Here is a 13,525-nt window from a genome sequence, read left to right on the forward strand (position 1 = left end):
ATTAAAATCGTTTTAATGGGAGGCGGCTATGGCTGGTTTGAGGTTTTCGTGGAACAATATGAGGATCAAGACAAAAATCCTGATTACATATTTGACAATCTTATTATTATCCTTTGTGATCACCTTTTCCGTCATATCCGTCATTAACAGCTCCTATACGAAAAATGAGATTTTCAATGCGGGCACACAGACGGTCAGCGCCCTGAAAGGAAATCTGTCCCTGATCTTTGATAATGTGACCCAGTTTTCAAACCTGATTTATTTTGATAAAAATGTTCAGGAGGCATTGAGAAATGTTAATAATGCAGCCATTGACCCATCCATCCAGAGGACGATCAAGCAGAGCCTGGTCAATATGATCCTGTCGGGGGAGTATATTTCCAGCGTCCTGATCATGGATTCTTACCATAATGTATACAGCTCCTATAAAAAGACCCCCAAAGGCATTCACGGGGATAAGGCGCTGGAGTCTGAGTGGTACCGGCACCTTGGGGAACACAGGGGGAATGGGTTTTTCATGAAAGGCAGCGAGGGAGTCATTGAATTTTACGGAGATACCCCATACATAACCTATATCCGGGAAATCCGGGATGAAAATACATATAAGCCTTTGGCTGTCCTGCTGGTTACGGTCAATGAGGAAACCATACGCAATTACTTTAATGGGGTAAGCAAATCCCATGACAGCGACTTTTATATTTTAGGGGATCAGGATGAATACATTGTTGCTCCCCAAAACGACGGGCAGCTTTCAGGGGAGAACCGGCTGGTGATCACCCAGGATATCGGCATAGAAAACTGGAAGCTGGCCGGATCGTTTCAGATGGATAATATGACGGCCCTGGCGCCCTATTATTCCACGGTCATCCTTCTGATCATGTGCATCAATGTGGCCTTTGTATTTTTCTGTTCCATTATGCTTACCCGTTTTATCTTCCATCCTCTGTTAAAGGTGGAAAGCCATATGATGCTGGTGGAAACAGGGCAGTTTAACGAAATGGAAGTGGGTCCCCAGAAAAATGAAATCAATAATCTAAAGCGAGTATTTAACCATATGACAAGGTCCATCAAAAACCTGATTATAAAGGTAAAGGAAGAAGAACAGATCATTGCAAAGGGGGAACTTGACCTGCTCCAGGCCCAGATTAATCCCCATTTTCTGTATAACACCCTTGATGCGGTATCTGCCCTTGCCCTTATGCAGGATTATGACAATTGCTTTAAAATGACTCAGGCCTTAGGCAGCTTTTACAGGAACAGCTTAAACAGCGGAATGGATTTCATAACGGTAAAGGATGAGATCAGTTGTATAGAAAGCTATCTGACCATTTTAAATATCCGCTATGACAATGAAATAAAGCTGGAAGTGGATGTGGAAGAAAAGGAAAAGGAGTGCAGAATTTTAAAGCTGCTTTTACAGCCTTTGGTGGAAAATGCCGTCCACCATGGAATCAAGCCAAGGGAAGGAAAGGGCACCATTTCCATCAAGGTCTTTTCCGATGAGGATGAAATCATATTTCTGGTGTCCGATGACGGGGTGGGAATGAGTGAGGAAAAGATCGAAGAGATTATGGAAGGCAGGACAGTGACAGGCAAGTCTGGATTCGGCCTTTATAACCTGATGCAGCGGATTACTCTTTACCATGGAATCAAGCAGCCGGTTCTCATACACAGTGAAATCGGAAATGGTACGGAAATAGCAGTAAGAGTGAAGCGTATGGAAACGAAGGGGTTGGAACATGCAGATCAAAGTGCTGATTGTTGATGATGAAAAACTGGAACGTGTGCTGATCAAACGGGGATTTCCGTGGGAAGACCATGGATTTTCGGTCATTGGGGAGGCCTCTTCCGGCATGGAGGCATTGGAATTTATCAAGCACAGAAAGCCGGAGCTGGTATTGACCGATATCAGCATGCCTCATATGGATGGCTTAGAGCTTGCGGAACATATTTCGGCTCTTGATGAGAACGTTCATGTAATTATGATCACCGGATACCGGGAGTTTGAATATGCAAGGCGGGCAGTCAAACTGGGGGTGGAGGATTTTCTCTTAAAGCCGATTGATATGAATGAGCTGAAAGAAATCACCCTTAAGATCAAGGAAAAAATCAAAAAGGAAAAGACCCACCAGCAGGAAGTGGAGTTGCTGAAGCAGAGCGTTTCTGCCGACCAGGACATTTTAATGGAAAGCTTCTTTCAAAGGCTGGTGGAAAAACGGGCCGGTGAAGAGGAAGCGGCGAAAAAGCTCCTTGCCTATGGCTGTGAAGCGCTGCTGGAAGCGTGCTGCTGTCTTAACATCCACTTAAAGGAAGAAGCGGAAGGGGAAGGAGACGGCAGGCTCCATAAAAGGGCTATGGACCTCCTTGGGGATAATCCCATTGCAGGGACCATATCCTTTCTTCACTATATGAAAAATATCGTGCTGTTTTGTACCGGCGAAAGTTTAAATAACAGCGGAGAAATTGCCCGGCAGATCCATCTTAGGCTGGAGGAAAACCATATTGATTCCACCATTGGGATCAGCCGCATCCATGCGGGCCATGCCGGAATTGCAACGGCCTTTGCTGAGTCGGAAAATGCCCTCAGCGCATCGGTGCTGTTAGGGGGAAACCGGATCATCACTTATGAGGAATATCTTCGTGTTATGGAAAAAAATCCGGATAAGCTGGTGTTTGATTGGGAGGATTTCCTTTTTTCCCTTACCAACGGAATTTCCGACAGGGTATCTGCAGCAATGGAAGACTATATAAACGGGATCAGAAATTCCAGGGTAACAGAAGTAGAATATTTAAGGCTTATGACTATGGATTTAATGTCCAAGGCGGGCAACACCCTTAATAAGTATGGAGACAGCTTAGAGCAGCTCATAGGAGAAGAAAAGCTGTATGAATCCATACGGTCCATACAGACGGTGGAGGAATGCCGCCAGTTTTTAGAAGAATACATCCCTGTCATTTTAAACTATCACAACAGCAAAAAAGCAAAGCAGGGAAATAAGGTGGTAAACGAGGCCCTGGATTATATCAACAAAAACTTTTGTGATCCAGGCTTGTCTCTCAAAACGGTGGCCTCTGTGGTCTTTTCTAATGAAAGCTACTTAAGCAGGGTGTTTAAAAAAGAGGTGGGACAGAGCCTGATCGAATACGTTTTGAAAAAAAGGATAGAAGAGAGCATCCGCCTCCTTAATACGACGGATTTGAAAGTATATGAAATAGCGGAAAAAGTAGGGTTTCGGGATTCCCATTACTTTAGCATCTGCTTTAAAAAGCATGTAGGCGTAACTGTAAAGGAATTTAAGCAAAGATAGTAAAATTTCTAACCTTTTGGGTCAAAATATTAAATTGAGTAAAAACGGGAGTTTCAGTATACTAAGATCAGCATGAAACAAAGAAAACCCAGGAGGAGTTTGAGATGAAAAAAAGAATGTTAAAAAGGGTTTCAGCCGTGGTATTGACGGCAGCCCTGGCAGCAGGAATGACAGGGTGCGCAAGCAAAGGCAGCGCCTCTGTGGAAGGCGGTTCCGGATCTGGAAAGGTGGTATTAAATGTCTGGCACCAGTGGTCCAATGATACCAATGAATTGAAGAAAAAATATGACGAGGTGGTTTCTGCTTACATGGCGGAAAATCCCAATGTGGAAATCAGCAGCCAGACCCTGGATACGGAGGCCTATAAGACTAAAATCTCTGCAGAGTTTGCAGGAGATGCAAAGGGAATCGACGTTTTCTATTACTGGGGAGCCGGAACAGCAAGAAAGCTGGTCAATGCGGATAAATTGCTTCCTCTGGATCCTTATATCACAGATGAGGTCAAGGGGAAACTGCTGGAGGGATCTACGGCAGCCTTTGAATACAATGATAAAACCTATTCTCTGCCTTCCTTTTCCTGGTACATGACCTTATATTGCAATAAGGACTTGTTCGATCAGGCAGGTGCAGAGCTTCCGGATACCTATGACAAGCTGGTTTTAGCAGTTGAAAAGCTGTCAAAGCTTGACGGGGTAACACCTTTGGCCTCCGGGGCAAAGGATGGGTGGAATGCGGCATTTATCTATCAGGCACTGGCGCTGCGTACCGTGGGGGCAGAGGGAATCAATAAGATGCTCTCCGGAAAAGCTCCGTTTGAAGGAGATGGGTATGAAGAGGCTTCCAATAAAGTGCAGGAATTATATAAGATGGGTGCGTTTGGAGCAAATCCACTGGAGCAGAGCAATGATGACGCCAATGCAGCTTTTGGAACAGGAAGGGCTGCCATGAGGCTTATGGGAAGCTGGTTTGCAAACAGCATTTATTCAGATAAAACCGTTACCATCAAACCGGAAGATGTAGTGGCAATGAAAATCCCCATGATCACCGGCAAAGGAAATGAAACTGACTACTGCGGCGGCTTTGTAGAATCTTTCTGGGTAAATAAAAATACAAAGAACCCGGATGAAGCGGCAAAATTCGCAATCTACATAAATGAAAAAATGGGAGAGGCTGCTTACGAGACAGGAACAGGTTTCAGCGCCTGGAAAACAGAGGTGGATGAAAAAGGCTTGAATCCTCTCTTCATACAGATCAAGGATCTTCTTTCCCAAGGAAAGACTTCCGTTCTTGCCTGGGATACTTCACTGGATGCAGAACCTGCCACCATTCACAATGAACAGGTTCAGACACTGTTCGCTCCCAATGCTGACATCAGTGAGTTTATAAAAGAGCATGAAGCGGCTATCAATAAGTAAGTAAGAGCAAAGGGGTATCGCTTACGGAAACAGGCGATCCCCCTTTTTTGTCCAAATATTGTTATACCATGGGCAAAAATAAGGAAACACCCTACGGGTATACCTTTATGCCCAGAGACCATGGGCAAAAGTATGGAAACACCCTTCGGGTATACCTTTATGCCCAGAGACCATGGGCAGAAATAAGGAAAGGAAGATTGATCATGAATAAAATGTTGGGGAAAAAGAGTTATGTGGCCTGCTTTGTGCTGCCTGCGCTCATTCTGTTTGTCAGCTTTACTATTATACCGCTCTTTATTTCGGGAACCTACAGCCTTTTTCAGTACGACGGCATCGGGACAATGGAGTTTATCGGACTTGGAAATTATATAAGGATGTTCGGTGAGGACCGTTACTTTGTAAAAGCCATTTTAAATTCCCTCCTTTTAGTAGGTGCCTCCTTGTTCATTCAGTTGCCCATCTCCCTTTTTCTGGCCATGGTTCTGGCAAGGGGAGTAAAAGGAGAAAAATTTTTCAGAACCGTTTACTTTTTGCCGGTGGTAATATCCAGTATGGTAATCGGCCAGCTATGGATGAAGATGTTTAACAGCGAATACGGGCTTTTAAACCACTTGATCCGGGCCCTGGGAGCCTCTGATTTCAAATACTCCTGGCTTTCAAATCCCAAAACCGCATTTTTCTCCACCCTGGTTCCTGCTGTGTGGCAATACATCGGCTACCACTTATTGATCTTTTATGCGGGAATCAAGTCCATTTCCCAAGACTATTATGAGGCGGCCCAAATTGACGGAGCCAGTAAGTGGCAGGTGAATACCAGGATCACCCTGCCCTTGCTGGCTCCGGTGGTCAAGACCTGCGTCATATTTTCCATCACCGGCTCCTTAAGGGCTTTTGACCTTATTTACGTCATGACAGGAGGCGGGCCAAACCATGCCAGTGAAGTGCCCGCAACCCTGATGTACAATAATTTATTCCGCAGGGGCCTATATGGCTATGGAAGCGCACAGGCATTTTTTATTGTAGTGGAGTGTCTGCTTTTTACCTTTATAGTCAGCAGACTGTTTAAAAAAGCAGAAGAAAATGCATCTGCAATATAAATGGAGGCAGTCATATGAAAATGAAAAAAAAGATAAAATTTTTGCTGCTGTGCCTGATCGCACTGACTCAGATTTTTCCCTTATACTGGCTTTTAACCTTTTCCTTAAAAAGCAATGGAGAAATTTTTGGAGAAAACATCATAGGGATTCCCCAGGTCTGGAGATGGGAAAACTATGGAAATGCTTTTACCCAGACCAGCCTGATCCGGTATTTTTTAAACTCCGTATTCTATTCCATGGTAACTGTTGCCGTTGCCGGACTGCTGTCTGCCATGGCTGCTTATGCCATAGCCAGAATGAGATGGAAGCTTAAATCCCTGGTGTTCGGAGCCTTTGCATTGGGGATTATGATCCCGGCTCAGGCAGCCCTTCTGCCCCTGTTTCAGGTCCTTGACAAGACAGGATTAAAGGGAGGGTATCTGGGACTCCTCATTCCTTATATTGCAGGGGCGATTCCCATGAGCATTATGATATTAATCGGATTTTACAAAAGCATTCCCATGGAAATTGAAGAGGCTGCCTGCATTGACGGCTGTGGGATTTTCCGGTGCTTTGGAGCCATCATACTTCCCATCATCAAGCCGGCTCTTGCCACTGCCTCTATTTTCACCTTTTTAGGGACATGGAACGAGCTGATGCTGGCCAATACCTTTGTGGACAGCGACCGGTACCGGACTCTGCCAGTAGGAATTATGTCCTTTGCAGGCCAATATTCCACGGATTGGGGGCTTATCGGAGCGGGCATGGTAATTGCCACACTGCCCACCATTGTCATTTACTTTTTGCTAAGCAATCAGATCCAGGACAGTCTGGTTGCAGGCGCAGTGAAAGGATAGCAGGATAATGTTTGATTCAAAAGGAAGATTTATCATAGAAGATTATCACAGGAAGCCGGTATTTTCCAGCTTTTTGCCCGGGATCAGCGGGATTTACGGGATCCCTCTCTGGTGCTTTTATACCAACCGGGGTCAGGCAATTGCAAGCTTTGGGGTAGAAAACAAGAATCATTCCATTATGGAATTTTACCCGGCCCATCAGGCCTATCAGATGGTACGGAACATGGGCTTTCGCACCTTTATCAGACTGGGAAATGAAGTATACGAACCTTTCCGCCAGGATACCGTGAAAACCCGAATGTATGTGGGCATGAATGAGCTGGAGTTGGAAGAGATCAATGAAGAAAAAGGGTTAAAAACCAATGTTCTCTATTACACCCTTCCCGATGAAACAGTTGCCGGTCTGGTGAGAAGGGTTACCGTAAAAAACATCTCCAGGCAGCAGATGCGTCTGCAGGTCTTAGATGGAATGCCTGGAATCCTTCCTTATGGAATCGGGCTAAAAGAAATGAAGGAAATGGCCCAGACCATGAAAGCATGGATGCAGGTGGAGGACGTGGAAAAGAGGAGGCCTTATTACCGGGTGCGGTATAGCACCGGGGATTCGGCAGTGGTTTCCAGGGTGGAAAAAGGAAACTTTATGCTGTCCTGTTCAGAGTCCGGCCAATTGCTGCCCATGATCGCTGATCCTGAAGTTGTGTTTGAATATGATACGGCATTTGAACAGCCCATGGGATTGATCCGGCACAGCCTTGTGGAACTTATGGAAAAAAAGCAGATCACCCAAAATCTTGTGCCTTGCGGCTTTTCCGGCCTGATCAGGATTCTTTCTGCCGGGGAGGTCATGGAGTGGAACAGTGTGACAGGCCAGGCGTCAACCAAAAAGATCCTGGCAGACTATGGGTCACGGACCCTGGACAGGAACTATTTTCAGGATAAATACAACCTTGCGGCAGAAAAGACACGGGAACTGGGAAGCTTTATTGACACGAAAACCTCTGATCCGGTTTTTGACGCCTACTGTAAGCAGACCTATGTGGATAACGTACTGCGGGGCGGATTTCCCATAAAAACAGGAAAGGACGCTGTCTTTTACGTGTATTCCAGGAAGCATGGGGATATGGAGCGGGATTATAATGACTTTTCCATGATTCCGGAATATTACTCCCAGGGAAACGGAAATTTCAGGGATGTAAACCAGAACCGGAGAAGCGATGTTTTGTTCACGCCCTACGTGAAGGACCACAACATCAAGCTGTTTTTTAATCTGCTCCAGTTGGATGGATATAATCCGCTGGTGGTAAAGCAGGTTGCCTATGAGGCTCTCCGGACGGATAGGATACTGGAGCATGTGGAAGAGGGCGGCAAAAGCCTTATGAAAGCATTTTTTCAGAAAGAGTTTTCGCCGGGAAGCCTGTTTGCTTTTCTGGAACAGAATTCCATTTCCCTGGATTGCAGCCGGGAAGAATTCCTAAGTACGGTGGTGGACCACAGCACGGCAAGATTTCATGCTGATTTTGGCGAAGGATATTGGACTGATCACTGGACGTATCACCTTGATCTGATTGAGTCCTACCTATCCGTTTATCCTGAAATGGAAGAATACCTGCTGTTTTTTGATAAAAGCTACACGTATTATGAATCAAGGGCAGCAGTGAAGCCCCGGTGTGAGCGTTATGTGAAGACAAAACAGGGAATCAGGCAGTACCATGCCCTTTATGAGGACCGGAAAGAAGAGGTCTTAAAGGAAACCGTTTCCATTGATTATGGTAAGGGAACGGTTTATATCACAAACCTGATGACAAAGCTGGTGGTGCTGGCCGCCAATAAAACCGCTTCCTTAGACATGTCCGGTTTAGGCATAGAAATGGAAGCAGGTAAGCCGGGCTGGTATGATGCCTTAAACGGCCTGCCCGGCCTGTTGGGCTCCTCCATGGCGGAAACCTTTGAGCTGTACCGGCTGCTGAACTTTATGGAAAGCGCTCTGGATAGGTTTGAAGAAACGGTTACGGTACCGGCTGAACTGTATGATTTTATCAAAGGTCTGGATAAAACCTTTACCTGCTACGAAGAAGGCGGCAAGACCAAGCTGTGGGTATGGAATGAGTGCAACGGTTATAAGGAGCGCTACAGAGCGCTTACTGCCAAGGGGGTCCGGGGAAATGAGATCTCCATGTCCGGGGAGATTTTCAGGGGAATTCTTGGGAAGTGGATCTCCTACGTGGAAGAGGGCATAAAGTCAGCCTGTGGGAAAGACGGGAAGATTCCCACCTATTACACCCATCTGCTTGAGGGCTATGAAATGGATGGGAATCATATCATTCCTGAAAATCTGCGGGTCACCCCTTTGCCTTTATTTTTAGAAGGGTTTGTCCGGTATATGAAACTGCCGGCATCAAAGGAAGAAAAACAATTCCTTTATCAAAAGGTTAAGCAGACCGGGTTATACGATTCTAAATTAAATATGTACAAGGTCAACGAATCCCTGGAAAATGCCTCCTTTGAGATCGGAAGAGCAAAGGCATTTTCCCCGGGCTGGCTGGAAAATGAATCCATCTGGCTCCATATGGAATATAAGTATCTGCTGGAATTGCTCAAATCAAAATTATATGAGGAATTTTTCCGGGATTTTTACAATGCCTGCATTCCCTTTCTAAATGAAAATACATATGGAAGAAGTCTCCTGGAGAATTCCTCCTTTATCGTAAGTAGCGCAAATGCCGATGAGAAGCTTCATGGAAGAGGTTTTGTAGCGAGACTCAGCGGTTCCACAGCCGAATTCTTGCAGATGTGGCAGATCATGATGTTTGGAGAAAAGCCCTTCCGAATGGTGGGAGGACAGCTTTGCTGTTTTTTTGAGCCGGCGATTCCCGGGTATCTGATCCCGGAGGAGAAAACCGTGGAAGCCAGATTTTTAGGAAAAACAAAGGTGGTCTATAAGTTCTTCCAAAAGCAGGATATGGTTCCAGGTTCCTATCACATTGAAGGGATGGAGCTGGAATATTGGGATGGACAGACGGAAGTAGTGAAGGAAGCAGGTCTGTCTGGCGCTCCTGCCGTAAAACTGAGAAGTGGAATGGTGAAATCACTTGTTATAATGACTGGAAAGGCAAATTAACCCTCACAGGGTCCTATTATGGGATATTTTGGAAGTATTTCATATGAAACTTCTTAAAATAAGAAAAAGAAGAGGATTTGCGTTTATGAAAAAACCATTGACATGACCGGTTTTTCATGATATTGTATCTGACAGGTGATGCAAGTATGACAAAGGGTCAGTTAGAAGCCAGGATTAGTGAAATCGTCAGTAAATTTGAAGTTGAATATATGGGAAGAGGTCCAAAGACCATCCGTACCTATATTTTAAGTGACATGATCATTGTCAGATTAATAGGGTTTTTAAGCCCTTCTGAGAAAAAGTTGGCGGAAAGTTCACAGGGCGTTGAATTACTAAAAAAGGTCCGTATTTCATTATTTGAGGGTGGCAGAGAATATCTTGATAAATTATTAGCAGGTGTTATGGATGCCACAATTGTCAGTACTCACTCTGATATCAGTACGAAAACAGGTGAAAAAATCATTGTCATTACTGTTGATAGGAATTTAGAAGAGCTTTATACAGTTAAATAACACCGGAAGACGTCACAAAGTAGAAAAAACATTCTAAGTTGTAAGTAAGCCGATATCCATGAATTGGATATCGGCTTTATATATATCACGGAGGGAGGCGGTAAATGGAAAAAACACAGCAATGACGGGAAATCCCGGGGATTTACCCATTATAGCAGAAGGTATCCGGCATGAGACGGTAAAGGATTTTCTGGAAAACCACAGAATGATCCCATGCCTGGAATATTAAAATAGAAACTATGTAATACTTAATAAAATTGGGAAACAAAGGTTGAAGAAGATCATTATTAATTACATGGTTTGTGCCGCCCCATGTTCGGTGCAAACTTTAGATGTGCATAAGGGCGTGCGCAGGAACGGAGGAAAATATGCTGGAATCTTTACGTGATATGAATTTACCGGAGTATGTACAGGATATACTGGTTCAGTCAAAAGGTGTGGTCATTCCAAAGACAAGGGAAGATTTGCTGACGCTGGCAATGGGGAATGAAGAAAATTCTGAATTTCGCATTGAATATGAAGTAGAAGGCAAAGGCACAGTATTGGAAGCAACCGCTGCAAAGTGTAAAAACGGTGTTGTAGTCAATTATACAGACGACTATATGAGAAGGCGTGATCCGGACTGTCTGCTGATTGCAGATGAGAAGCCAACAGATAAACCCAGATACGAAGAGGTTTATCACTCTGATTTCCAGTCCCTGAGAGATGAAACCTTTGGCTGGCTGAAAAATCAGGAGTTGATTTTTTTCCCATTTAAGTCAGGCGGACTTGAATATGGATACGATTCCATCCTGATCGCACCGTTAAACGCAGGTTTTTTTGCTGCCGGACTTGCAGATTTACAGGGTTTTTTAAATATTGACGAGATTTCTTCTGATTTTAAGCCAAGAGCGGTAGTTTTCCTGGCGCCCCCATTCAGGCATACTCATTTTGACGGAAAGCAGATCGTGGTTCATAACCGTCTGGAGGAAATTCATGAAGTTTATTCCTATAATCTATATCCAGGCCCAAGTGCCAAAAAGGGTATTTACGGAGTTCTTCTCAATATCGGAGAAGAGGAAGGCTGGGTAACGGCTCACGCATCAACGGTAAAAGTGATTACCCCATATGACAATGAGATCGTCATCATGCACGAAGGCGCCTCCGGAGGCGGAAAAAGCGAAATGATTGAGGACATCCACAAGGAAATGGATGGCAGGGCCATATTGGGCAGAAATACGGTGACAGGTGAAAAGAATTACCTGGTATTAAATGAAACATGTGATCTGATACCGGTCACTGATGATATGGCATTATGTCATCCCAAAATGCAGAATGACAGCAAAAAGCTGGTTGTCAAGGATGCGGAATCCGCATGGTTTCTGCGGTTGGATAATATTAAATGCTACGGTACTTCCCCCCAATATGAAAAAATACTGATTCAGCCGGAAGAGCCCCTTATTTTCTTAAACATGCAGGCAGTGCCTGGCGCCACCTGCCTGGTTTGGGAACATACCCTGGATCAGAACGGAAAGCCTTGTCCCAATCCCCGTGTTATTTTACCGAGAAGGCTGGTTCCCAAGGCCATTGACATGCCAGTGGAAGTGGATGTGAGAAGTTTTGGCGTGCGGACCCCTGCCTGTACAAAGGAAAACCCCACCTACGGTATTCTTGGAATCCTCCACATACTGCCTCCGGCCCTGGCCTGGTTATGGCGTCTGGTTGCCCCCAGGGGATTCAACAATCCAAGCATTATCGATTCTCTGGAAATGACCAGTGAAGGAGTAGGCTCTTATTGGCCCTTTGCAACCGGTAAAATGGTGACTCAGGCAAATCTGCTTCTTGATCAGATTTTACATTCAACCAATACCCGGTATGTTCTGATCCCCAACCAGCACATCGGCGCCTATGAGGTGAGTTTTATGCCCCAGTGGGTTGCCAGGGAGTATATTGCACGCAGGGGCAGCGCTAAGTTTAAACCGGAGCATCTGGTAGAAGCCCGCTGTCCGCTTATGGGCTTTGGCCTTGATTCCTTAAAGATTGACGGCCAGTACATCAGAAGAGCATTTTTAAGACCGGAAACCCAGCAGGAGGTAGGAACCCAGGGGTACGATGCCGGAGCAAAAATATTGACAGAATTCTTTAAGCAGGAGCTGATGAAATATTATACGGATGATTTAAATCCATTAGGAAAGCAGATCATTGATATGTTTCTGGCAGGAGCCACTGTTAAGGAATATCTGGAAATCATTCCTATGAGATATTAAAATTACCCTTGCAGACAGATTTGTAGTGGCCCGGAGGCTTAAGCTTCCGGGCCACAGCGTACTTGTATACTAGTGCTTGACAATGACAGGGATTTCGCTTATTCTATGTATAAACAGAATTTGAGAAAAGAGGTCATGGTATGCGGTTGACAGAACGGTATTCCAAAGAGACAGGAAGGGAATATGCCCTCAGGATGTTAAAGGATAATATCATACATCTCGATCTGATTCCCGGAAGCATGCTGAGCGAAAATGAACTATCTTCAGAAATGCATTTGTCCCGGACCCCGGTGAGGGAGGCCTTGATTGAGCTGTCAAAGGTGAAAATCGTGGAAATCTACCCTCAAAAGGGAAGCGCGGTGGCTTTGATCGATTATAATCTGGTGGAAGAGGCTCGTTTTATGCGCAATGTCCTGGAATGTGCGGTGGTGGAGCTGGCCTGCAAGATGGCAGGGGAAGAAGCGGTCATGGAGCTGAGGGAAAATGTGAAGCTTCAGGAGTTTTACATGGAGAACCGTTCTCCTGAGCGGCTTCTTAATCTGGATGATGAATTTCACCGGCTGCTGTTTCACATAACCGGCAAAGACCAGGTTTATCAGCTCATGGACAGTATTACCATTCATTTTGACCGGATACGCAGCATGTCCCTGATGGCGGTAAAGGATTTGAAAACAATTTCCGACCATCAGGCCATCGTGGAGGCCATTGCTGCAAAAGACGGAGAAACAGCAAAAGAAGTGATGGAAAAGCATTTATCCAGATATAAAATCGATGAGGAAGCCTTACGGAAAGAATATCCCGGGTATTTCCGGTGATTTTATTTTGCGCCAGCAATAGGCCCAATGAAAAAAGCGGTAATAAAAGATGAAAAGGCATTTATCTTTTATTACCGCTTTTTTATGTGCAGATCTGGCAGGATCATTGAGAAATATCCGGTTTTTGTGCACAACATACAAAAAAAAAATAAATATTTATAGAAAGTGCTGATTGAAC

General features: G+C 44.9%; 9 protein-coding genes. All 9 read left to right on the top strand.

What is annotated here, in order from left to right:
- Positions 1–28 precede the first annotated feature (28 nt).
- Positions 29–1,765, top strand: a complete 1,737-nt coding sequence (locus tag ACYVD3_RS04280) for a cache domain-containing sensor histidine kinase (RefSeq protein ID WP_460641266.1) — start codon at positions 29–31, stop codon at positions 1,763–1,765.
- Positions 1,740–3,308, top strand: coding sequence for a response regulator (locus ACYVD3_RS04285; RefSeq protein WP_460641267.1), 1,569 nt, complete (start codon positions 1,740–1,742; stop codon positions 3,306–3,308). The genes ACYVD3_RS04280 and ACYVD3_RS04285 overlap by 26 nt, the downstream gene beginning before the upstream one ends.
- A gap of 104 nt (positions 3,309–3,412) precedes the next feature.
- Entirely contained in the window at positions 3,413–4,723 is a 1,311-nt protein-coding gene (locus ACYVD3_RS04290) for an ABC transporter substrate-binding protein (RefSeq protein ID WP_460641268.1), read from the top strand.
- A 203-nt stretch (positions 4,724–4,926) separates the two neighbouring features.
- On the top strand, positions 4,927–5,820 hold the full coding sequence (locus tag ACYVD3_RS04295) for a carbohydrate ABC transporter permease (RefSeq protein ID WP_460641269.1): 894 nt from the start codon (positions 4,927–4,929) through the stop codon (positions 5,818–5,820).
- A 14-nt stretch (positions 5,821–5,834) separates the two neighbouring features.
- Positions 5,835–6,656 (top strand): carbohydrate ABC transporter permease, encoded by an 822-nt coding sequence (locus ACYVD3_RS04300; protein WP_460641270.1) that lies wholly within the window; start codon positions 5,835–5,837, stop codon positions 6,654–6,656.
- Between the two features lie 7 nt (positions 6,657–6,663).
- On the top strand, positions 6,664–9,774 hold the full coding sequence (locus ACYVD3_RS04305; protein ID WP_460641271.1) for a hypothetical protein: 3,111 nt from the start codon (positions 6,664–6,666) through the stop codon (positions 9,772–9,774).
- 146 nt (positions 9,775–9,920) lie between these two features.
- The gene (locus tag ACYVD3_RS04310) at positions 9,921–10,286 is read left to right on the top strand and encodes a Na-translocating system protein MpsC family protein (RefSeq protein WP_460641272.1); all 366 of its coding nucleotides are present in this window, start codon (positions 9,921–9,923) and stop codon (positions 10,284–10,286) included.
- A gap of 368 nt (positions 10,287–10,654) precedes the next feature.
- Positions 10,655–12,532: a DUF4914 family protein gene (locus ACYVD3_RS04315; protein WP_460641273.1), complete on the top strand. Its 1,878-nt coding sequence runs from the start codon at positions 10,655–10,657 to the stop codon at positions 12,530–12,532.
- 140 nt (positions 12,533–12,672) lie between these two features.
- Positions 12,673–13,347, top strand: coding sequence for a GntR family transcriptional regulator (locus ACYVD3_RS04320; RefSeq protein ID WP_460641274.1), 675 nt, complete (start codon positions 12,673–12,675; stop codon positions 13,345–13,347).
- Positions 13,348–13,525: the final 178 nt, after the last annotated feature.

Source organism: Lacrimispora brassicae, from assembly GCF_054772055.1.